This is a genomic window from Aeromonas sp. SCS5 (genome assembly GCF_001887375.1).
GTDB lineage: Bacteria > Pseudomonadota > Gammaproteobacteria > Enterobacterales > Aeromonadaceae > Aeromonas > Aeromonas jandaei.
The window spans coordinates 23642-44849 of sequence record NZ_LFCS01000018.1 but is presented as its reverse complement, the minus strand read 5'-3'; the positions used below and the strand labels follow the sequence as shown (position 1 = coordinate 44849).

The window sequence follows — 21208 nt, the reverse complement described above, 5'->3', positions numbered from 1 at the left end:
ACCTGCATGAAATACAAGGACTTGCGTGATTTCGTCGCGCAGCTGGAACAGAACGGACAACTCAAGCGGATTACCCGCGAGATAGACCCCTATCTGGAGATGACCGAAATCAGCGACCGCACCCTGCGTGCGGGCGGCCCGGCTCTGCTGTTTGAAAATCCCAAAGGCTACACCATGCCGGTGTTGACCAACCTGTTTGGTACCCCGGATCGGGTCGCCATGGGGATGGGCCAGCCCGATGTGAACGCCTTGCGTCAGGTCGGGGTATGGCTCTCCTATCTGAAGGAGCCGGAACCGCCCCGTGGCTTCAAGGAGCTGATGGAGAAGCTGCCGATATTCAAGCAGGTGCTCAACATGCCGACCAAGCGGCTCTCTTCCGCCCCCTGCCAGCAGGTGGTGCAGGAGGGGGATGCGGTCGATCTCGACCAGATCCCGATCCAGCACTGCTGGCCGGGCGATGTGGCGCCGCTGGTTACCTGGGGTCTCACCATCACCCGCGGCCCCTACAAGAAGCGACAGAACCTCGGCATCTACCGCCAGCAGAAGATCGCCAAAAACAAGCTGATCATGCGCTGGCTGGATCATCGCGGCGGAGCCATCGATTTTCGCGAGTGGCAGGAGGCCCATCCGGGCGAACGCTTCCCGGTGGTGGTGGCGCTTGGTGCCGATCCGGCGACCATTCTCGGCGCCGTGACGCCGGTGCCGGATACCCTCTCCGAATACGCCTTTGCCGGTCTGCTGCGCGGCAGCCGTACCGAGGTGGTAAAAGCCATCAGCTGTGACCTGGAGGTGCCCGCCAGCGCCGAGATCGTGCTGGAAGGCTATCTGGAACCCGGCGAGATGGCGCCGGAAGGCCCTTATGGCGACCACACCGGCTACTACAACGAGGTGGACGAGTTCCCGGTCTTTACCATCACCCACATGACGATGCGCAAGGATGCCATCTATCACAGCACCTACACCGGCCGTCCGCCCGATGAGCCGGCGGTGCTGGGTCTGGCGCTGAACGAGGTGTTCGTGCCGCTGCTGCAGAAGCAGTTCCCCGAGATCGTGGACTTCTATTTGCCGCCGGAGGGGTGCTCCTACCGGATGGCGGTGGTCACCATCAAGAAGCGTTACCCTGGCCACGCCAAGCGGGTGATGCTGGGGGTCTGGTCTTTCCTGCGCCAGTTCATGTATACCAAGTTCGTGGTGGTGTGTGATGACGACGTCAACGCCCGCGACTGGAAGGATGTGATCTGGGCCATTACCACCCGGATGGACCCGGCTCGTGATACCACCCTGATCGAACACACCCCGATCGACTATCTGGACTTCGCCTCGCCCATCTCGGGCCTTGGTTCCAAGATGGGGCTGGATGCCACCAACAAGTGGCCGGGGGAGACCAACCGCGAGTGGGGTCAGCCCATCGTGCAGGATGAGGCGGTGAAGCAGAAGATCGATGCCATCTGGGATGAGTTGAATATCCTCGGTTGAGGCGAAAATAGCCCGTTTGCTGCAAAAATGGATGAGATCCGCAGCGATTTGGGTATCCTCGACGAATGGGGCCAGCAGTGCTGGTCATCACCTGACAGTGAAACAATGAGCGAAGCGGGTCGAGCGAACCCGCCACAAGGACAAGAATGCAACGTATCAAATGCCGCGTAGAGGAACTGCGCGAATATGTCGACACCATCTGGCATGTGGCCCTGACGCCGCAGCAAGAGGTCAGCTTCAAGCCGGGCCAGTATCTGCTGGTGGTGATGAGCGATTCGGACAAGCGTCCCTTCTCCATCGCCAACTCGCCGACCCGCCCGGGCGTGCTGGAGCTGCAGATTGGTGCGACTCCCGAAAACGCCTATGCCGGTCAGGTGCTGGCCCGCATGCGCGAACAGGGGGAGATCGAGGTCGAGCTGCCCGCCGGCAAGGCGTTCCTGCGCAACGAATCCCCCCGCCCGCTGATCCTGATGGCCGGCGGCACCGGTTTCTCCTATGCCAAATCGATTCTGGAGTACCTGATCGACAGCGGCAGCAAGCGCCCGGTCTTCTTCTACTGGGGGGTGCGTCAGGCGCACTGGCTCTACGAGCTGGAGCAGATGCAGCAGTGGGAGCGTGACTACGCGCCGCTCACCTTCATCCCGGTGGTGCAGGAGCCTGAGAGCGACTGGAGTGGCCGTACCGGTCTGGTACACAAGGCGATCATGGATGATTTCGTCAGCCTCCATGAGTACGACATCTATGTCGCCGGTCGCTTCGAGATGGCGGGGGCGGCCCGTGAGGAGTTCAAGATCCTCGGTGCCGAGCCGGAACGCATCTTCGGCGACGCTTACGAGTTCATCTGACAAGCCGTTTGTGCTGCCAAAACCCCCGGTCAAGCCGGGGGTTTTGCTATGGTGGCGCGACCAGTTCGGGATATTGTGGAGTTCGTCATTCAAGTCCAGTTTTTTTCGCAATTTCAGGTATGAATGGCTACTAATTCCCTGCAGCTGGTGGCATCTTTGTGCGTGATTGTCGGCGGCAGGATAAGGATATTCCGGGATGGGGCGAGGAGGCGCTGTGTTGAGCGAAGAGGGAAGATCATCGACAGAAGATGCAAGGGGAGAGCTGGGTTCTGCGGAGCCAGCGGCGACTCTGATCTCCTCCTCCCGTATTAGTGAACTGACCCGGCTGCAGGCAGAAATTGCCGCTCTGAAGCATGAAAACAGCTTGCTGCAGGAGAAGCTCAACGCCGCCCTCGATGGCACCGGCATCTGTCTCTGGCAGGGGATTATCCCGACCGGTGAATTGCGGGTGTTCAATCTGCAGAACTTTCAGGTTGGCGACATGGCTCCCCACTTCGACCAGTGGAGCGCCAAGCTCCACCCCGACGATCGCGCTCATGCCATGGGCAGCTATTTCGATCATCTCGAGGGGAAAACCCCCTTCTATGAAGTTGAATACCGCACTATCAACCCGCAAGGCGAGGTCACCTGGCTCTGGGATCGGGGGCGGGTGGTCGATCGCGACGCCGATGGCAAGCCACTACGGATCATGGGTTCCCATATCGATATCACCCAGCGCAAAGCCTATGAGCAGAGGCTGGCGGAGCGGGCCAACAGCGATGCCCTGACCGGCCTGCTCAACCGGCAGGGGTTTGGCAAGGCCTTTGCTCAGCAGCAACATGACGGAGCAGGAGCGCTGCTCTTTATCGATCTGGACGATTTCAAGGGGATCAATGACCAGCTAGGTCATGCCTGTGGCGATCAGGTTTTGCAGCAGATGGCGGAGTGGCTGCGTCTTATCATGCCGGGCTCGGCCCTGTGTGGTCGCTACGGTGGCGACGAATTTGTGGTGCACCTCAGCCGGGGGGTTTCGAGCCATGCCCTGGCCGAGCTGGCCGATGCCCTGATTGGCCGGATGCAAAGCTATGTGCCCAGACCCGGTTGTTCGCAACGGGTCGGGCTCAGTATCGGTATCGCTTTGTGGGAGGGGGCATCGCTGTCGTTTCGGCAGGCGCTGGAGGTGGCCGATCAGGCGATGTATGAGGCGAAGGCGCGCGGCAAACGGGCCTGGCACTTGCTGCGGGTGTGACGACAACTCGAGTCCCGTAAAGCAGAAACCCCAGCCATGCTGGGGTTTCCGTTATTCGCCTTTGGCGCCGAGCTGCTCTTCGAGTTGAGCCAGCTTGCTTTCGAGGGCGGCCAGTTTTTCCCGGGTACGCAGCAGAACCTTGGTCTGCACATCGAACTCTTCACGGCTTACCAGATCCAGCTTGTTGAGCTGTGCCTGCAACACCTGACGGATCTTCTTCTCGGCCTCTTCGCCCATACTGCGGATGCCGGGCGGCAGGGAGTTGTGTACCTGTTTGGCGATCTCTTCCAGTTTCTTCGGGTCGATCATGATGTCCTCCTTAAGCGTTGGTGGACATTCTACCGACAATTCCCTCATTTTGCCGAGATCGCGGCAGCTTTTTACACCGCGCTGCCCGTTATTGCTGGTCGGGTCTGGTGATGTGCCAACTGCTGCTACCCTTGCGCCCCCTTGTTGACCTGAAACCATGATGCAGAGCACAAACCTGATTGGAATATGACCGGTGTGAGTCTGTGTGTTGTTGTTATTATGTTAACTTTGTGCGGTCGAAGTGATGATTGCTTCGTTGGTTTGTGATGGATAACAACCTGATAAAGAGAACAAAAAATGAAGAAGAAGCTAATTTATGCAGCCGTCATCAGTGCCTTGCTGGCCGGATGTGGTGGTGAGAATGACAAGATGGGGGATACCACCAGTACCCTCGACTACGCCCTGAGTGGGATGAGTGGTGCGCGCCCCAGCGTACTGGCGCCCCGTGCCAGCGATGGCACCCTGAAGTTTTCGACCGAGACTCAGGATCTCTCCAACCCGGTATCCGCTCTCTCCACGCTGGATGGCTGGTCTACTACCCAACCCATTCAGCTGAACCCGGCCACTGTGAGTGGCGTGTCGGTTCCTGCTCCTGCTGACGCAGACTTTGCCACCTCTGTCGCCCCCATCTATCTGCTGGAGCTGACACTGGATCCGACGACTCTGCAGCCAAATGGCGTGAAGAATAACCAGCCGCTGGTCTATGGTACGGATTTTGTTGTTCGTGCTGCCGGTGGTACTCTGAATCTGGTACCGCTCAAGCCGCTGAATCCCTCCTCCTATTACATGATTGTCGCCACCGATTCGCTCAAAGACAGTCGCGGAACACCGCTCAAGGCTGGCAGTGACTACAGCACCTACAAGACAAACAGTGGCACCACGACTCAGGAGCAGAGCATCAGCAATCTGGTTGCGCTGCAAGAGGGGCTGTTCAAATCTGCCACCGGCATTACCAGTGATCGGGTGATCTTCTCCGACTGGTTTGCCACCCAGTCCGGCGCAGATGTGCTGCTGGCGGTGAAAGGGGCTGCAGCCAAGGTGGCACAGAACGGTCTGGACGCCGCCAAGGTATGGAAACAGGATGCCAAGGGCAATACCAGCCTGCCTGGCGCTTATACAATTAATGGCCTCAATGGTGGGGTGCCCTTCCTGACCCAGCTGGCCGGTGAGCCGTTCCTGCCGCAGGATCAGAAAGATGCACTGACTGCCGCCTTTGGTTCTGGCACGCCGCTTAACGGGGTTGCCCAGCTGACCAAGGTGTACACCGGCACCGTCAAGCTCCCTTATTTCCTCTCTACACCGTCAGTAGCCGGGTCATGGGACAAGGCCAAGACCCAGTCCTGGCATGGTGCCATCCCCAGCCTCTATGCCATAGCCAACGCCCTGAAGGCCGGTGATAGCGAAGTAATCGGCGGACTGGTTGGTGCCGGTGTTGACCCGACTCTGCTGGCAACACTGATCGCTGACCCGACCCGCCAGAGCGAGCTGCTGACCGAGGCGAGCAAACTGATTGGGGTGACTCTCACCTCTGGTGGCAAGCCGCTGGATGCCGAGCGCAATATCGGCCGCTTCAATCCCCTGCCGGCATTGACCGAAGTACAATCCGTGCCGATGCGAATTTTTGCCCCGACGACAAACCTCAGCACTGTCACCGATGTGGTCATCTATCAGCATGGGGTTACCTCCATCAAAGAGAATGCCTATGCGCTGGCGCTGAGTCAGATTGGTGCAGGCTTAAACCCGTCAGTGAACAAGGTTGTTGCGGTGGTGGTGATCGATCATCCGCTGCATGGTGAACGTGGCTTCGCTCTTAGCGGCAGTATGGCGACGGTGACCACCTCGGCAAACCCGACTCCCTACCTGAATCTGGGTTATCTGACGGTAGCGCGGGACAACCTGAAACAGAGCGTGGCCGACCTGCTGGGCCTGCGTCTGGCGGTGGGTTTGGCCAACAGCGGCAACGTGATCGGCAGTGCTGGCAATATCAAGGTGCACTTCCTCGGTCACTCTCTCGGTGCCATTACCGGTGCCAATCTGCTGGCGGTCGCCAACCAGACAACCGGAAATACCCAGGCTGATGCCCTGTTCAAGTTCGATACCGGTGGTCTGGCGATGCCGGGTGGCGGTATTGCTCCATTGCTGCTCGACTCCCCCAGCTTCGGGCCGACCATCAAGATGAGCGTGCTGACAGCAGGCAGCCCCGAGTTGAAAGCGGGCTTTGCGGCCTATGAACCCAACTGCAAGACAGTCAAGGCAACCTGCTTCGTCAACGAGTTCCTGCCCAGTCTGAATGCGACCACTCAGGCGGCCGCAGCCACGACGCTGCAGAGCTACAGCTTTGCTGCCCAGACAGTGCTCGACTCTGCCGACCCGATCAACCTCGGTCGCGGCATCAAGAGCAACTTCCCGCTGTTTGCTACCGAAATCGTGGGCGATGGTGCACTCAATCTGCCGGATCAGGTGATCCCGAACCGCATTGCCTCTGCACCGCTTGGTGGCACCGAGCCGCTGTTCAAGGTGTTGGATTTGCAGGCGTTGCAAGGCGGGCCGGGTGTGATCCCTGCCAGCCACCATGCAGCCCGCTTTGTGGCCGGTGGTCACAGCTCGCTGTTGGCGCCTGATGGCAATGACAGCAACGCGCTGGTGACCAGCGAGATGCAGACCGAGTTTGCCAGCTTCTTTATGAGCGGTGGCGCGGCAGTGCAGGTGACTGACAATACCCTGCTCAAGCAGTAACTGCGCAGACCATAAAAAACGCCGCCCTTCGGGGCGGCGTTCTCGTTTCTGCAGCAGCTGAAAAATCAACCCGGCTGGTGGTTGCGATCCAGCCAGCCTTGCAGCAGGCCGACCAGCAGACCGGTCAGGTGGGCGATATTGGCGGTGCTGGTGCCGAGCATGTCGAAGAAGCCGAGCACCATCCAGAACAACATAAAGCCCATCAGCGCCGGTGGCAGAGTCAGGCCACAGGCCGGTTGCAGCTTGCTGCGCAGCCAGCAGTAGCCGAGCAGGGCATAGACCACGCCGGAGAGGCCGCCAAACAGCGGGCCGCTGGCGAAGAACTCGGCGATATTGGGCAGGGCGGCGCCCACCAGCAGCAGGATCAGCAGCTTGCCGCTGCCAAGACGCTGCTCGATCTGGCCACCGAGATACCACCACCACAGCAAGTTGAACACCAGATGGAGCACCGAAAAGTGGATGAAGGCCGGGGTAAAGTAGCGCCATGCCTGCCAGTCGGTGAACTGTGCCAGGGTCGGGTGGAATGCCAGTTCGTCGTAGATGGGCAGGCCGATGGCATCGATGCCGTAGACGGCGAGACAGGCGATGATGACCACCAGCGTCAGTGGCCCCGCCTGATGGAGGAAATCAGTGACGGGATCCGTCATCCCCTTGCTGTAGTCGATGCGGGCATCGGCCCGGCCGGATTGCCAGGAGGCCTCCATATAGCGAGGGTGGTTCGGCTCGGCGAGGAAGCGTTTCACCTCCAGCTGGGCCTGAGCAAGGCGCGGCTCGTCAGCCAGCCAGATGGTGACCCCCAGCTCGGACTGGGTCAGCTCGCAGGAGATGCCCAGCGTCGCCAGATAGTCCACCAGCGCCTGCGCCATGCGGGCGTTGTCGAGCACCAGCAGCTGGATCATGCTTCGCCTGCCTCGATGGGAAACTCGCGGCGCCACGCCTCGAAGCCGCCATCCAGACTGTAGACCTCGTCGTACCCCTGTTGCAGCAGGTACTGGGCGGCGCCCTGACTGCTGTTGCCGTGGTAGCACATCACGATGACCGGGGTGTCGAACTCCACCTCGTTCATGAAGCGCACCAGAGTGCCGTTGGTGAGGTGGAAGGCGCCGACCGCGTGGGCTGCCGCGAAGGATTGCGGGTCGCGAATGTCCACCAGGCGGGCTTCGCCTGCACTCAGTTTCTGGTGGGCATCATGGGCATTGATATGGGCAAACTGGTCCATCTGGATGTCCTGCGAATAGGTTGATTGCCGGTCAGTGTACCGCAAGCTTGGGCGCAAACTAACCCCACAAAAGATAAGGGAGCCTGTGGCTCCCTTGTCGATATGGCATGCGGGTCAGTGGGTTAACCGCCGAGATAAGCCTGTCGCACCGCCGGGTTGGCCAGCAGTGCTGCTCCCGTGTCCTGCAGCACCACACGGCCGTTCTCCAGCACATAGCCGCGATCGGCCAGCTTGAGCGCCTGATTGGCGTTCTGTTCCACCAGAAAGATGGTCATTCCCTTCTGGCGCAGCTGCTCTATGGTGTCGAAGATCTGCTGGATGACGATGGGGGCCAGCCCCAGCGAGGGCTCATCCAGCAGCAGCAGGCGCGGCTTGCTCATCAGGGCGCGGCCGATGGCCAGCATCTGCTGCTCGCCGCCGGACATGGTGCCGGCGCGTTGCTCCAGTCGCTCATGCAGGCGCGGGAACAGGGTAAACACCTGATCCAGCAGGCCATGCTGCTCGGTCTTGTCGACGAAGAAGGCGCCCATCAGCAAGTTCTCTTCCACCGTCAGGCGGGCAAAGATGCGGCGCCCCTCCGGCACCACGGCAATATCCTTGCGCATGATGCGGGCGGTGGAGAGGTCGCTGATCTGCTCCCCCTCGAACCAGATGGAGCCGCTGCTGGGCTTGGGCTCGCCGCAGAGGGTCATCAGCAGGGTGGTCTTGCCGGCGCCATTGGCACCGATCAGGGTGACGATTTCCCCCTCTTTCACCTCGACGCTGACGTCGTGCAGTGCCTGAATTTTGCCGTAGTGGGTCGATACGTTGCGAAGTTCTAACATCTTGTGTTCCTTACGACTCGCCCAGATAGGCCTTGATCACTGCCGGATTGTTGCGGATTTCGTCCGGCTTGCCGTGGGCCAGCGGGGTGCCCTGACTGACCACGAAGATGCGGTTGGAAATACCCATCACCAGCTTCATATCGTGTTCGATCAGCAGCACCGAGACCCCGAATTCATCCCGCAGGCTCATGATGAGCTCATCCAGCTCGTCGGTCTCCTTCGGGTTGAGGCCGGCAGCCGGTTCATCCAGCATCAGCAGCTCGGGGCGGGTCGCCATGCAGCGGGCGATCTCGAGCCGGCGCTGCTGACCGTAGGCCAGATTACCGGCGGCGCGGTTGGAGAGATCCTTGAGCCCCACCTTATCCAGCCAGAAGGCGGCCTGCTCCAGCCCCTCCTCTTCAGCACGGCGGAACGAGGGGGTCTTGAACAGCCCGGCCAGAAAGCCGGTGTTGAGGTGCCTGTGCTGGGCCACCAGCAGGTTCTCCACCGCCGTCATCTCCTTGAACAGCCGGACGTGCTGGAAGGTACGCACTATCCCCTTGCGGGCGATGAGGTGACCGGGCAGCCCCTGGATCTCCTCACCCTTGTAGCGGATGGTGCCGCCGCTCGGGCGGTAGAAGCCGGTCAGGCAGTTGAAGATGGTGGTCTTGCCTGCGCCGTTGGGGCCGATGATGGAGATCACCTCGCCCTTGTCGATATCCAGCTTGACCCCGTTGACTGCCAGCAACCCTCCGAAGCGCATCGACAGATCAGAGACTTCCATTAACTTCTGATGAGTACTCATTTCTTCAACTCCAGATGCGGACGGGTCATCGGCAGCAATCCCTGTGGCCGCCAGATCATCATGAACACCATCAAGAGGCCGAACATCAGCATGCGGTACTCGTTGAACTCGCGGGCCAGCTCGGGCAACACAGTCATCACGATGGCCGCCAGCACCACCCCGATTTGCGAGCCCATGCCGCCCAGCACCACGATGGCGAGCACGATGGCCGACTCGATAAAGACGAAGGATTCCGGGCTGATAAAGCCCTGCCGGGAGGCAAAGAAACTCCCCGCAAAACCGGCAAAGGTGGCACCTATGGTGAAGGCGGTCAGCTTGATGATGGTGGGGTTGAGCCCCAGCGATTTGCAGGCGATCTCGTCTTCCCGCAGCGCTTCCCAGGCGCGGCCCAGCGGCATGCGCAGCAGGCGGTTGATGACGAACAGGGTGGCGATCACCAGCACCAGCGCCATCAGGTAGAGGAAGATCACCTTGTGGTTGGCGTTGTAGGCGATGCCGAAGAACTCGTGGAAGGTCTCGAAGCCGCCATCCTTGACGGTGCGGTTGAATTCCAGACCGCCCAGGGTCGGTTTGGGAATGCCGGAGATACCGTTGGGGCCGCCGGTCAGGCTGGTCATGTTGTTGAGCAGAATCCGGATGATCTCGCCAAAGCCGAGGGTGACGATGGCCAGATAGTCCCCCCGCAGCCGCAGCACCGGGAAGCCGAGCAGGAAGCCGAACAGGGCCGCCAGCCCACCGGCGATGGGCAGACACTCCCAGAAGCTCAGTCCGAAGTAGTTGTTGAGCAGGGCGTAGCTGTAGGCGCCGACCGCATAGAAGCCGACATAGCCGAGATCGAGCAGACCGGCGAGGCCGACTACCACGTTCAGACCCAGCCCCAGCATGATGTAAATCAGGGTGAGGGTGGCCAGATCGATGGCACCGCGAGAGGCCATAAAGGGCCAGCTCACCGCAAACAGCAGTACCAGAATGGCGGTGGTGTTGTAGAGGCGCGGAGCTTCTTCCTGACTCGGCAGCACCAGCTTGCCGAAGCCGACCGAGAAGCCGCTGATGGATGCCTGGAACAGCTTGGCAATCTGGCCGCGCAGCAGCTGGAACCAGAACACCAGAGTTGCGCCGCCCAGCAGCCAGGCCAGCGACACATCGAGGCGACTAACCACCAGCAGACGGGAGCCATCGGTCTCCAGCTTGAAGCCGAGCAGCCAGAAGGAGAGCACCAGCAGCACCAGGCTGGCGATGCAGGCATGGATGAATTGGCGTTTCATCATACTTTCTCCACTTCCGGGCGGCCCAGAATGCCAGTAGGCATAAAGAGCAGCACAAAGATGAGCAGGGCGAACGCCATCACATCCTTGTATTCGGTGCTGAGATAGCCGGCGGTGAGCGCTTCCACTACGCCGAGCAGCAGACCGCCCAGCACAGCGCCGGGAATGCTGCCGATACCGCCCAATACCGCGGCGGTGAAGGCTTTCAGCCCGGCCATAAAGCCGAGATAGGGGTTGATGACGCCGTAGTACATGCCGAGCAGCACTCCGGCGACGGCGGCCAGCGCGGCCCCCAGCACGAAGGTGATGGAGATGACCACGTGGGTGTCGATCCCTAACAGGTTGGCCATCTTGATATCTTCCGAGCAGGCGCGGCAGGCGCGTCCCATGCGGGAGCGGCCGATGAACTGGGTCAGCGCCAGCATGGTGACGAAGGTGATGACGAAGATGATGAGCTGCATATAGGAGAGGCTGGCCTGAAAGCCGTCAGCCTCGCCCAGGGTCCAGCCACCGGAGATGAGGCTGGGCATGGCGATATCCCGCGAGCCCTGCGCCATTCGCATCATATTCTGCAGGAAGATCGACATGCCGATGGCGGAGATGAGGGGGATCAGCCGGTTGCCACCGCGCAGCGGCCGGTAGGCGACCCGCTCTATGGTCCAGCCATAGGTACCGGTGATGACGATGCTGACCAGAAAGGCGCCGCCCAGCAGCAAAACGGTGCTGTCGATGCCCATCATCATGAGCCCCGCCATCACCATGAAAGCGACATAGGAGCCGATCATGTAAACCTCGCCGTGGGCGAAGTTGATCATGCCGATGATGCCATAGACCATGGTGTAGCCGATGGCGATCAACGCATAGGTGCTGCCTATGGTTAACCCGTTCAGCAACTGCTGAACGAGATAAAGGAGGTGTTCGGACATACTGCGTTCCCTGTACTTGCCCGCAAAGAGAGGAGGGGGCGAGTTGGCTCGCCCCCGATCGGCAGATTATTTGAGTTGGGTAGAGGTACCGTCAGCGTGCCACTGGAACACACCGAATTCGAAGCCTTTAAGGTCGCCGTTCGGTGCCCAGTTGAGCTGGCCCATCACGGTATCGACCGGTGCAGCCTTGATGGCGGCAGCAACGGCAGCCGGATCATCTTCACCCGCCTTGGCGATACCGGCCGCCAGGGTTTGCACCGCGGCATAGGTAGTCCAGACGAACGGGCCGGAGGAGTCCTGACCCTTGGCCTTGAACGCCGCAACCAGCGGGGCGTTGGCCGGCACCAGATCATACTTGTTCGGCAGGGTCACCAGCAGACCTTCGGAAGCCGGGCCACCGATGGCGGAGATGTCCTTGTTACCCACCCCTTCCGGGCCCATGAATTTTGCCTTCAGACCCTTCTCGCCAGCCTGACGCAGGATCAGACCCAGCTCCGGGTGATAGCCGCCGTAGTAGACGAAATCGACGTTCTCTTTCTGCAGCTTGGCGATCAGGGCGGAGAAGTCCTTGTCACCGGCAGTGATGCCTTCAAACGCCACCACCTTGACGCCAGCCTTGTCCAGCGCCGCTTTCACGCTGGAGGCGATGCCTTCGCCATACTGCTTCTTGTCGTGGATAACGGCGACGCGCTTGGGTTTGACCTGCTCGATGATGTATTTGGCGGCAGTCGGGCCCTGATCGCTATCCAGACCTATGGTGCGCAGGGTCAGCTGGTAGCCACGCTCGGTGATCTTGGGGTTGGTGGAGGCGGGGGTGATCATCAGGATCCCCTCGTCTTCATAGATGTCGGAGGCGGGCAGGGTGTTGTCGGAGCAGAGGTGGCCGACCACGAATTTGACGCCGTCGTTCACTACCTTGTTGGCTACTGCCACCGCTTGTTTGGGATCGCAGGCATCGTCATAGACGATCGCTTCGATCTGCTTGCCCTTGATGCCGCCTGCCTTGTTGATCTGCTCGACCGCCATCTTGCCGCCGGTGAACTGCATGTCACCGTACTGGGCGACCGGACCGGTGACCGGACCGGCGATGCCGATCTTGATGGTATCGGCGGCATGGGCCATGGAAACTGATCCAAACAGAGCCAAAGAAACCGCTGCCTTTACTGCCATTCTTCCAAAATTATTCATTGATTCATCCTTTAATCAGTGGATTGTTTCATTCCCGTGTGCCTTTCCGGATCCAGGTCCTGCATGTCCGGCAGTAGATAAGGTTCTATCATTCCTCGCGGGGCAATAACAAGATGTTAAAGATACTAACCAGAGGGGGTTGTGAGCGGGTATTTTGAAAGAAATGACCTGTTTTAAAACACCATTTAGAGTTTAATTTTGAAAGTTGATATTAACATCTCGATAACCAGAGGCGGTGTGGATAAACGCCAGAGGATTAATCTGACGATATTTTACCCTGATGCTGCTCCCATTTTGACCACAATCCGTTTGCGCAAACAAAAATGAGCGCCTAAATTAGCCAGCATTGACAATTCCGTGGCAGAGCTCGTTAAAACCAAGCCTTTATTCGGGAAATCTGCTAATGTTCCGCCTTTGAAAGTCAGGAGACAGAGATGGCAACAATCAAGGATGTCGCCTCCCGTGCAGGCGTATCCATCTCCACCGTCTCACATGTGCTCAACCACACTCGCCGGGTCAGCGAAGACGCGACCCAGAAAGTGATTGAGGCGGTGGCAGAACTCAACTACGCGCCCAACTCGGTAGCGCGCAGTCTTAAAATAAATTCGACCAAAACCATCGGCATGCTGGTCACCACCAGCGTGAACCCCTTCTTTGCGGAAGTGGTGCAAGGGGTGGAAGCCTACTGCTTCGAGCAGGGCTACAGCCTGATCCTCTGCAACACCGAAAACCAGCCGCCCCGTCAGCAGCACTATCTGCGCATGCTGATGGAGAAGCGGGTGGATGGCCTGCTGGTGCTTGGTACCGACATCGACGCTCAGCTGCGCGACATGCTGCGCATCCACAAGAACGTGCCGCAGGTGGTGCTGGATTGGGGAACCGAGTGCGATTTCGCCAACGTTATCAATGACAACGCCCGTACCGGTGCGCGCATGGCCATGCGCTATCTGATGGAGCAGGGCCACCGCGACATCGTCTGCATCACGGGTCAGCTCTCCAAGCCGACCACCCAGCAGCGACTGGACGGGGTGCGCGATGCGCTGGGCGAACATGGTCTGACCCTGAAAGAGGAGCAGATCTTTGAAGGGGATTACGAGAGCCAGAGCGGTTTCGATGCCATGCAGCGCATCCTGACCCTGCAGCCTCGCCCGACTGCGGTGTTTGCCTTCGACGATCCCATGGCGATCGGCGCCATCTGCGCTGCCTGGGAAGCCGGGATCAAGGTGCCGGACGATATCTCCATCATCGGCTACGACGACGTGGAGATGGCGCGCTTCTCCAGCCCGCCGCTGACAACCATCCGCCATCCGAAGGCCGAACTGGGCCAGCTGGCGGTGAAACATCTGGTCAGCCGGATCCGCAACAAGGAGCTGGAAGTGGAGTCGATGACGGTACAGCCAGAGCTGATCGTCCGTCGCTCGGTCAAGCCGCTGCGCTGATCCTGCCCTGTTTGCAACGAGAAACCCCCTCCATCGCGAGGGGGTTTCTGTTTATGGGCGGTTTACTTCAGTTCCGGCCAGTAGGCTTTGTTGGCCTCTATCAAGTCATCGAGAATGGACTTGGCTACCGATGCACTGGGCACTGTCTTGGATAGGGTGATCGCTTGCCACAGCTTCTGGTAAGAGTGCTCGACCCAGGCTTCGACCACCAGTTTCTCGACCGCGACCTGCTGGCCCATCATGCCCTGCTGGAACAGCGGGATGCTGCCCACTTGCAACGGCTCTGGCCCGCTGCTGCCGACTAGGCAGGGGATCTCGACCATGGCTTCCGGGTCAAAGTTGGGGATGGCGCCGCGATTCGGAACGATCAGCAGCATCCGCTCCTGGGTGTTGAAGGCAATGGCGGTTGCCAGGTCAACGATATAGGAGGCGTGCTCATCTATCTCCAGCTCGCCCGCTGCTGAATTACCTGCCTTGACTATGTCGCTACAGGCGGTGAAGACCTGCTTCTCGCGGTGCTCCATCACCTCGTTGGCACGGGTGTGTTCCGGGTTGGAGTGTGCCACCACATAGTCCGGGTAGAGGTAGTACTTCAGATAGGTGTTGGGCAGGGTATCCGGGTCGAGCGCCCATACATCCCTGGCCTTGGCGAAGGTATCGTTCCAGCTTGCTTCGGCATGGCTGGCGCTATTGGGCACATAGCCGTGGCGGGCGACGTGCTCCTTGATCTTCGGCATCAGGTCGTTGCCTTCCAGATCCTCGATGCGGGTCCACCAGCCAAAGTGGTTGAGGCCGTAGTAGCGTACCCGCATCTCTTTGCGGGATTTGAGACCGGCAATCTGGGCCATGCGCCCCTCGATCCCGATCGGCATGTCGCAGATGTTGAGGATTTTGGCGTTGGGACGCAGGCGACGGGTCGCTTCAGCCACAATGGCGGCCGGGTTGGAGTAGTTGAGCATCCAGGCATTGGGTGAGTACTGCTCCATATAGTCGACCAGCTCCAGCACCCCGCCGATGGAGCGCATGCCATAGGCGATACCGCCCGGGCCGCAGGTCTCCTGACCGACCACGCCATGACGCAGCGGGATCTTCTCGTCCAGCTCGCGCATCGGATATTTGCCAACCCGGATATGGGCCATGACGAAATCTACATCGCTAAACGCTGCTTTGGGGTCGGTGCCATAGCTGAAGGCGATCTCGGGAGCCTTCTCTTTCAGCAGGATTTTGCAGGCTTCGGCGATGATCTCCTGGCGGGCACCATCGTTGTCGTAGAATTTGATCTCCTTGAGTGGGAAGCGATGCTGATTTTCCAGCAACATCAGAACGATACCAGGAGTAAAAGTGCTGCCACCACCGGCAATGACTACAGAGAATTTTTTCATGATCATGACTCCATTACTAAAGACGATTGTTGATGACTGTTGTTCATAATCGATTCCATATTTTCACGTACCTGAGGTACATGCAGACCGATAATTACCTGGATACTATCGCCATGGCGGACGACCCCATGGGCACCCAATTTAATAAACTCCTCATCTGCTGCGGACAGCTTGCTGTTAGCCAAAGATATTCTTAAGCGGGTAGCGCAATTATTCAGGCTGCGTATATTTTTGACTCCACCAAGCGCTTCGATAATTTGCGCTGCGCTATCACTACCACGCTGTTTTTTGGCTGCCTGATAATCTGATTTTGAATAAAGCTTTATTTCACTGTCTTCCCGCCCCGGTGTTTTTAGATTGAGGCGGATAATCAGTGCGCGAAATACCAGGAACCAGATTCCGGTAAAGACCAACCCGATTGCGATCTGAGTGAACATCATTCCCGCATGGTTGTGGAACATGGGTATCCAGTTCTGCGGCAGGAACTGGTCGAGCAGCCCCCCGCCCATGTTGCCGACCACACCAAACAGATACATTACCGTCGACATGGTTGCTGCCAGCAGGGCGTGGATGGCAAACAGCAGCGGTGAGATGAAGAGGAAGGTGAACTCCAGCGGCTCGGTGATACCGACCAGAATGGCGGTCAGGGTGGCCGGGATCAGCAGGCCTGCTACCTTGGCCTTGTTCTCTTTGGCTGCTGTGGCGTAGATGGCCAGAGCAATCCCCATGGCACCGAAAATCTTCGAGTTGCCATGCAGGGCAAAACCACCCTGAGGGAACTGCTCAATCAACGGGCGAGTGCTCTGGCTGAACTCCAGCATGTGCTGTGCCCAGTAGAGTTGAATGCCACCCTCCACTGCTGCAGGGCCGAAGATGAAGGGGCCGTAGATAAAGTGATGCAGGCCGGTCGGGATCAAAATTCGCTCGAGGAAGGTGTACACCCACACCCCGACCGGACCCGAAACCAGCATGAAGTTCTGCAGGGAGGCGATGCCCATCTGTACTTTTGGCCAACCGAGCAGTGTCAGCCAGGCACAGGGGATCATCACGAAGAAGGCGACAATGGTGACAAAGGAGCTGCCCTGAAAGATGCCGAGAAAGACCGGCAGTTGGCGATCAAACAGACGGTTGTGCAGTGCCGTCACGATGCCGGAGATGGCGATGGCCCCTATGATGCTGGTATCCAGGGTCTTGATTCCCGCGACCATGGCGAGGCCACTTTCGCCCCCTACATCTTGACTGAAGTCGACCCCAAAATAATTTCCCCAGGTCATCCCCATGGCGTTGATAAAATAGTTCCAAGTCATGAAACTGACCAATACAGCCAGACAGGCTCTGGCTTGTGCCTTATTTGCCAGGCCGATTGGCAAGCCAATTGCAAATATTAGCGGCATATTTCTGAATACTGTCCAGCCACCCTCTTCAATAATATGGATTATCTGGAAAAACAGTCCTTGTGGATTTGCCAGTGATTCACCGACAAACATCGGGTTTTTCAGCATAATTGCAATGCCTACTACCATACCTGCAAAAGGAAAAAGCAGTACAGGAGTGAACATTGCTCCGCCAAAGCGTTGAATTTGACTGAGCATATATTATCCCTTGGTTGAAATAGCTAATCGAATCCTTGCCGGTGTTGCCAGATGCAAATTAGCAACGATAAAAAGATACCTCATGAAATATCTTGGAATTATGTGATCTGACGCATGCAGTTATTTAGACAAAGATGTCTAACTTTTGAGATATTGTTGTACCTCTTTATTTGGTAGTGTTTTTACAGCTTTTTTTGAACGATAAGTGGTTGTTTTAACTTGCTTATATAAATTCATAAAAGGGAAGGTGGTGGGTGTCAGTGCAACAGGGGATGTCTAGCAGTGATCTATAAATCGGTGGCTGATCGACTCAGGATCAGGGTAAACGGTGCCGAGTGCCGGGTGGGAGATGTGTTGCCAGGCGAAAAAGCGCTGGCAGAACAGTATGGAGTCTCCCGCATGACCATCCGCAAAGCGGTAGACATGTTGATCGAGTGGGGATTGGTCGAGCGGCGCCACGGCAGCGGCACCTATGTGACGAAAAAGGATGTCCAGCATGAGACCAAAGGGCTGAGCGGATTTACCGAACTGATGCGCGAGCAGGGGCGCACTTTGACCAGCCAGGTGTTGGAATTTCGCACCATGCCTGCGCCACCAGCCATCGCCAGTCAGCTGCGGGTGAAGGTGAATGAACCCGTCTATTACTCCAGCCGGATCCGCTCGGTGGATGGCCGAGCTCTGCTGCTGGAAGAGAGCTACATGCCGGTCAGGCTGTTTCGCAATCTGTCGGTCGCCCATCTGGAAGGGTCAAAATTCGACTATATCGAACGGGAGTGCGGCATCGCGATTGCGGGTAACTATGAGTGCTTCAGTGCCGTGCTGGCCGATCGGGTGACTGCCGAGCTGCTCCATATTGAGCAGGGAGCCCCTATCCTGCGGCTCACCTCACTCTCATACAGCGAGAGCGGAGAGTTCCTCAACTACTCCATCATGTTCCGCAATGGTAACGACTACCATGTCGACTACCACCTGCATCGTTTTCGTTAATCTGCTCGCCAGCCTGCGGGCTGGGTATTGCAGGGATGCCTGGTACCTTATGAAGCAGGAGATGACCGGGCTAGAACGTTAGTCATGGCGCTGATAATCAAAGGGCTGACAGCGATGTCAGCCCTTTTTCATTGCGTGGTTACTCGGTCATAGCTGAGCCGGAAAGAATTACTGGATAGAGACCGACAGGGTATGGGGCACCTGCTCGCCACGGCGGGCGGAGGCGCGCATCTGATAGACCTGGATCAGATATTTGCCGGAGGCAGGCAGCTTGCCCTGCCACTGCTCGCCGACTGCGCCCGAGCTGAGCGCTTCGGCCTGACCGGGCACCGCGCCGGGGGCAAAGACGTTGAAGTTGGCATTGCTGCTGCCGGAGATGCCGACAGTCATGGTCTGGCCCGCTTTGGCGACCAGCGTGTAGTTGATGGTGTCATAGCCTGCGAAGGTGCCCTTGATCTGGGCACTGTGGGCCCCCTTGGTGAACTGCACCGGCACGGTCGTCACCTTGTCGGCCGCCTGAGCACCGGTTGCCATGGCCAGAGTCAGCAAGACGGCCATTATGGATCTCTTCATCTCTCAACCCCCTGTTTATTAACTTTTTAATCAACAAAGCCTGCGGTTTTACGCCGGTAGCTTACCAGATGCTGCGTCATGACCCGGTAACATCACCAAGTGTGGTCGTTTATGGTCAACGGGTCGCGATCTTTATGCGGCCAGTTATCCCATGGAGGCAAACGGATATGTGATCAGGGCCGTGCTCCTGATACAGGCCGATCCGCAAAAAGGTCGTTTGGCCGCTAAGATGAGGTGAAGAGGAAAAATGGGAAATTAACCCTCTAAACTCAACACTGACACCGAACATGGACATGGACTCAACCTGACGAGGACGTTGTATGCTGTATCGCTGGCTTGCCCTCTACTCCCTGCGAACCTTCACCCTGTGGTGCGTTGCCCTGATAGTGTTCACCCTGTTTGCGACCAGCGCGCTGGATCAGCGCTTGAGTCGACAGATGGCCGCCATGGATGAAGAGACCGCCCACCTCAATAGCACCCAGAACCTGTTGCAGGAGCTGCGCTACCACACCACCCAGATCCAGCAGTTTCTGACCGATGCCTCCCTGACCGGCGATGCCGGCTCAATGTCCGAGGCACGCAGCCACTCAGAAGCTGCGCAGGCTCTGTTGCCTTCACTGGCGGAGGACAAGCTTGATCTGCAGCAACTGCTACAACAGCAGATGGCGGTGGGCCAACAGATGGTCACCGCCTATCAGCAGCAGGGGGCCGAAGCGGGCAACCGGGTGATGAAAGCAGAGGGGAGCGGGTTTGACGTGATCTCCGCGTCCATTGCCGATCAGGTTGGCGGGGCGTTGCAGCGCCACGGGCAGGAGTTGGCAGCCGACCGTGCCTCCAACCTCGCGCTGCAAGATAGTTTCGAGACCCAGATGGTGGCGCTGCGTCTGCTCACCTGCCTGCTGGTGCTCGCCATTCTGGGCGTTCTGCTGCTCAAGGTGCTGGTGCCGCTCAAGCAGCTGGATCGCAACCTCGAGAACCTGGCTCACGGCAGCAAGAACCTCACCTTTCGCCTGCCGGTGATCGGGCGGGATGAATTTGCCAAGCTGGCGCTCACGTTCAACCACTTTATTGGTGATGTGGACCACATCATAGCCACAGTGCAGGGTGTGGCGGAGCAGAACAACCACAGGATCGGTGGCCTGAAAGAGCAGACCGATCGCACCCGACAGGGGATGGTTCAGGTGCAGACCAATACCGACATGCTGGCCACCGCCATCAACGAGATGGCCAGCACGGTGCAGGAGATCGCCCGCAACACCGAAGAGGCGCGGCTGGAGACCGAGCAGACCCAGCGTGAGGCGCTGACCGGGCAGGGTCGGGTCGAAGAGGCGATGGAGATGATCCACAAGGTCGCCAGCGGTATGGAGCAGGCGGCTGGCACCATCAACCGGCTGGAGCAGGAGAGCAACCAGATCGGCGAGATCGTCAACGCCATCCGCGCCATCTCCGAACAGACCAACCTGCTGGCCCTCAACGCCGCCATAGAAGCGGCCCGCGCTGGCGAGCAGGGACGCGGCTTTGCGGTGGTGGCCGACGAGGTACGCACCCTGGCGAGCCGTACCCAGAACGCCACCGTCGAGATCCAGCAGAAGATTGAGCAGCTGCAGCGGCGCACCAGCGAAGCGGTCAGCACCATGCACGAGACCACCCGTCAGAGCGAACAGGCGGTGGTGCAGGCGGGCGAAGCGGGGCAGACCCTGCACGCCATCGTCTCGGCGGTCGAGCGCATCACCGGGCTCAACACCCAGATTGCCACCGCCGCCGAGCAGCAGTCACAAGTGGCTGAAGAGACCAACCGCAGCGTGGTACAGGTGGCCGACATCGCCCACCAGACGTTGGCGCTCACCCTGCAAAGCTCCCGCAGCACCAAGGAGGTGGGCTTTGGCAGCGAAGAGATCCGCCTGCTAGGCAGCCAGTTCCAGGTCAGCCACCGCACCGAGCACGCCAATAACGAGGATATCGTCCACTGGAGCGAGGCCTTCAGCGTGCAGGTGGCCGAGATAGATCGCCAGCATATCGGCCTGTTCGATGCCATGAACCAGCTCTACCGCGCCATTCAGGATGGCAGCGGCAGCGATCAGGTGAAACAGCGGCTCGATCGGCTGGTGGGGCTGGCCAAACAGCACCTGCTGGACGAAGAGAAGCTGATGGAGCGGGCTGGTTACAGCCAGCTCACTCCCCACAAGGGGGTTCATGTCAAACTGCTGCAGGATCTGGAGCGCCACCTCGGCAGCTTTGCCCGCGGCGAGCCCGATGCCGACCTCAATATCGTCATGTTCCTCAAGAGCTGGCTGATCGACCATATCTTCCGGGTCGACAAGCAGTATGTCACCGAGCTCAACGCCGCCGGGATCCACTGATCCCGCCGCTTGCCCAACAACCAAACGAATCGAGGTGCCCATGGCGCCTCGATTCGTTGATGGCAAAGCAGGAGT

Annotated in this window: 18 protein-coding genes; 7 read left to right on the top strand and 11 right to left on the bottom strand. The window is 58.8% G+C overall.

The features are described from left to right. The first annotated feature begins 6 nt into the window (after nucleotides 1-6). From ubiD to BS300_RS19410, 3 genes are all read left to right on the top strand, one after another. A complete protein-coding gene (ubiD, locus tag BS300_RS19420; RefSeq protein ID WP_043850509.1) occupies nucleotides 7-1476 on the top strand; it encodes a 4-hydroxy-3-polyprenylbenzoate decarboxylase in 1470 nt (489 codons plus the stop codon). A gap of 146 nt (nucleotides 1477-1622) precedes the next feature. Next, nucleotides 1623-2321 carry an NAD(P)H-flavin reductase gene (gene fre, locus BS300_RS19415; RefSeq protein WP_041210586.1) on the top strand — a complete coding sequence of 233 codons (699 nt, stop codon included), beginning with the start codon at nucleotides 1623-1625 and terminating at the stop codon, nucleotides 2319-2321. A gap of 214 nt (nucleotides 2322-2535) precedes the next feature. Then, nucleotides 2536-3549, top strand: a complete 1014-nt coding sequence (locus BS300_RS19410) for a sensor domain-containing diguanylate cyclase (protein ID WP_083593548.1) — start codon at nucleotides 2536-2538, stop codon at nucleotides 3547-3549. Nucleotides 3550-3600: 51 nt separating this feature from the next. On the opposite strand, the gene BS300_RS19405 is transcribed toward BS300_RS19410, so the two are convergent. Beyond that, nucleotides 3601-3858, bottom strand: a complete 258-nt coding sequence (locus BS300_RS19405; RefSeq protein WP_033112871.1) for an accessory factor UbiK family protein — start codon at nucleotides 3856-3858, stop codon at nucleotides 3601-3603. A 297-nt stretch (nucleotides 3859-4155) separates the two neighbouring features. On the opposite strand from BS300_RS19405, the gene BS300_RS19400 reads away from it, so the two are divergent. After that, a complete protein-coding gene (locus tag BS300_RS19400) occupies nucleotides 4156-6594 on the top strand; it encodes a VolA/Pla-1 family phospholipase (protein ID WP_071914734.1) in 2439 nt (812 codons plus the stop codon). Nucleotides 6595-6659: 65 nt separating this feature from the next. Here the strand turns inward: BS300_RS19400 and glpG are convergent, their stop codons facing one another. From glpG to BS300_RS19365, 7 genes are all read right to left on the bottom strand, one after another. Continuing rightward, a complete protein-coding gene (gene glpG / locus BS300_RS19395) occupies nucleotides 6660-7493 on the bottom strand; it encodes a rhomboid family intramembrane serine protease GlpG (protein WP_071914732.1) in 834 nt (277 codons plus the stop codon). Continuing rightward, nucleotides 7490-7813 (bottom strand): thiosulfate sulfurtransferase GlpE, encoded by a 324-nt coding sequence (glpE, locus tag BS300_RS19390; RefSeq protein WP_043850512.1) that lies wholly within the window; start codon nucleotides 7811-7813, stop codon nucleotides 7490-7492. The genes glpG and glpE overlap by 4 nt, the downstream gene beginning before the upstream one ends. Nucleotides 7814-7935: 122 nt before the next feature. Beyond that, nucleotides 7936-8637 carry an ATP-binding cassette domain-containing protein gene (locus BS300_RS19385; RefSeq protein WP_071914731.1) on the bottom strand — a complete coding sequence of 234 codons (702 nt, stop codon included), beginning with the start codon at nucleotides 8635-8637 and terminating at the stop codon, nucleotides 7936-7938. Between the two features lie 10 nt (nucleotides 8638-8647). Beyond that, the gene (gene livG, locus BS300_RS19380; protein ID WP_041210591.1) at nucleotides 8648-9421 is read right to left on the bottom strand and encodes a high-affinity branched-chain amino acid ABC transporter ATP-binding protein LivG; all 774 of its coding nucleotides are present in this window, start codon (nucleotides 9419-9421) and stop codon (nucleotides 8648-8650) included. Next, on the bottom strand, nucleotides 9418-10686 hold the full coding sequence (locus BS300_RS19375) for a high-affinity branched-chain amino acid ABC transporter permease LivM (RefSeq protein ID WP_033112866.1): 1269 nt from the start codon (nucleotides 10684-10686) through the stop codon (nucleotides 9418-9420). The genes livG and BS300_RS19375 overlap by 4 nt, the downstream gene beginning before the upstream one ends. Further along, the gene (gene livH, locus BS300_RS19370) at nucleotides 10686-11612 is read right to left on the bottom strand and encodes a high-affinity branched-chain amino acid ABC transporter permease LivH (protein ID WP_033112865.1); all 927 of its coding nucleotides are present in this window, start codon (nucleotides 11610-11612) and stop codon (nucleotides 10686-10688) included. The genes BS300_RS19375 and livH overlap by 1 nt, the downstream gene beginning before the upstream one ends. A gap of 66 nt (nucleotides 11613-11678) precedes the next feature. Next, nucleotides 11679-12800, bottom strand: a complete 1122-nt coding sequence (locus tag BS300_RS19365) for a branched-chain amino acid ABC transporter substrate-binding protein (protein ID WP_071914729.1) — start codon at nucleotides 12798-12800, stop codon at nucleotides 11679-11681. Nucleotides 12801-13234: 434 nt separating this feature from the next. Between BS300_RS19365 and BS300_RS19360 the strand changes: the two genes are divergently transcribed. Further along, the gene (locus BS300_RS19360; protein WP_033112863.1) at nucleotides 13235-14239 is read left to right on the top strand and encodes a substrate-binding domain-containing protein; all 1005 of its coding nucleotides are present in this window, start codon (nucleotides 13235-13237) and stop codon (nucleotides 14237-14239) included. A 62-nt stretch (nucleotides 14240-14301) separates the two neighbouring features. Here BS300_RS19360 and BS300_RS19355 read toward each other — a convergent pair whose 3' ends face one another. Both BS300_RS19355 and BS300_RS19350 read right to left on the bottom strand, forming a co-directional pair. Further along, a complete protein-coding gene (locus tag BS300_RS19355; RefSeq protein ID WP_216994919.1) occupies nucleotides 14302-15627 on the bottom strand; it encodes a 6-phospho-alpha-glucosidase in 1326 nt (441 codons plus the stop codon). Beyond that, nucleotides 15624-17213 (bottom strand): alpha-glucoside-specific PTS transporter subunit IIBC, encoded by a 1590-nt coding sequence (locus BS300_RS19350; RefSeq protein ID WP_071914725.1) that lies wholly within the window; start codon nucleotides 17211-17213, stop codon nucleotides 15624-15626. Before BS300_RS19350 ends, BS300_RS19355 begins: the two co-directional genes overlap by 4 nt. Nucleotides 17214-17495: 282 nt before the next feature. On the opposite strand from BS300_RS19350, the gene BS300_RS19345 reads away from it, so the two are divergent. Continuing rightward, the gene (locus BS300_RS19345; RefSeq protein ID WP_005357335.1) at nucleotides 17496-18200 is read left to right on the top strand and encodes a GntR family transcriptional regulator; all 705 of its coding nucleotides are present in this window, start codon (nucleotides 17496-17498) and stop codon (nucleotides 18198-18200) included. Between the two features lie 168 nt (nucleotides 18201-18368). On the opposite strand, the gene BS300_RS19340 is transcribed toward BS300_RS19345, so the two are convergent. Beyond that, complete coding sequence (locus BS300_RS19340; protein ID WP_071914724.1) at nucleotides 18369-18773, bottom strand: g-type lysozyme inhibitor; 405 nt, start codon at nucleotides 18771-18773, stop codon at nucleotides 18369-18371. Nucleotides 18774-19093: 320 nt separating this feature from the next. On the opposite strand from BS300_RS19340, the gene BS300_RS19335 reads away from it, so the two are divergent. Continuing rightward, nucleotides 19094-21133: a bacteriohemerythrin gene (locus BS300_RS19335; RefSeq protein ID WP_071914723.1), complete on the top strand. Its 2040-nt coding sequence runs from the start codon at nucleotides 19094-19096 to the stop codon at nucleotides 21131-21133. The last annotated feature ends 75 nt before the right edge of the window (nucleotides 21134-21208 follow it).

What these genes read in the sequence shown, in the direction of transcription:
- BS300_RS19385 (WP_071914731.1), bottom strand. Translation starts at nt 8,637, where the DNA reads ATGTTAGAACTTCGCAACGTATCGACCCACTACGGCAAAATTCAGGCA.
- BS300_RS19365 (WP_071914729.1), bottom strand. Translation starts at nt 12,800, where the DNA reads ATGAATAATTTTGGAAGAATGGCAGTAAAGGCAGCGGTTTCTTTGGCT.
- livG (WP_041210591.1), bottom strand. Translation starts at nt 9,421, where the DNA reads ATGAGTACTCATCAGAAGTTAATGGAAGTCTCTGATCTGTCGATGCGC.
- fre (WP_041210586.1), top strand. Translation starts at nt 1,623, where the DNA reads ATGCAACGTATCAAATGCCGCGTAGAGGAACTGCGCGAATATGTCGAC.
- ubiD (WP_043850509.1), top strand. Translation starts at nt 7, where the DNA reads ATGAAATACAAGGACTTGCGTGATTTCGTCGCGCAGCTGGAACAGAAC.
- glpG (WP_071914732.1), bottom strand. Translation starts at nt 7,493, where the DNA reads ATGATCCAGCTGCTGGTGCTCGACAACGCCCGCATGGCGCAGGCGCTG.
- BS300_RS19400 (WP_071914734.1), top strand. Translation starts at nt 4,156, where the DNA reads ATGAAGAAGAAGCTAATTTATGCAGCCGTCATCAGTGCCTTGCTGGCC.
- BS300_RS19355 (WP_216994919.1), bottom strand. Translation starts at nt 15,627, where the DNA reads ATGATCATGAAAAAATTCTCTGTAGTCATTGCCGGTGGTGGCAGCACT.
- BS300_RS19375 (WP_033112866.1), bottom strand. Translation starts at nt 10,686, where the DNA reads ATGAAACGCCAATTCATCCATGCCTGCATCGCCAGCCTGGTGCTGCTG.
- BS300_RS19350 (WP_071914725.1), bottom strand. Translation starts at nt 17,213, where the DNA reads ATGCTCAGTCAAATTCAACGCTTTGGCGGAGCAATGTTCACTCCTGTA.
- BS300_RS19405 (WP_033112871.1), bottom strand. Translation starts at nt 3,858, where the DNA reads ATGATCGACCCGAAGAAACTGGAAGAGATCGCCAAACAGGTACACAAC.
- BS300_RS19340 (WP_071914724.1), bottom strand. Translation starts at nt 18,773, where the DNA reads ATGAAGAGATCCATAATGGCCGTCTTGCTGACTCTGGCCATGGCAACC.
- BS300_RS19335 (WP_071914723.1), top strand. Translation starts at nt 19,094, where the DNA reads ATGCTGTATCGCTGGCTTGCCCTCTACTCCCTGCGAACCTTCACCCTG.
- BS300_RS19360 (WP_033112863.1), top strand. Translation starts at nt 13,235, where the DNA reads ATGGCAACAATCAAGGATGTCGCCTCCCGTGCAGGCGTATCCATCTCC.
- livH (WP_033112865.1), bottom strand. Translation starts at nt 11,612, where the DNA reads ATGTCCGAACACCTCCTTTATCTCGTTCAGCAGTTGCTGAACGGGTTA.
- glpE (WP_043850512.1), bottom strand. Translation starts at nt 7,813, where the DNA reads ATGGACCAGTTTGCCCATATCAATGCCCATGATGCCCACCAGAAACTG.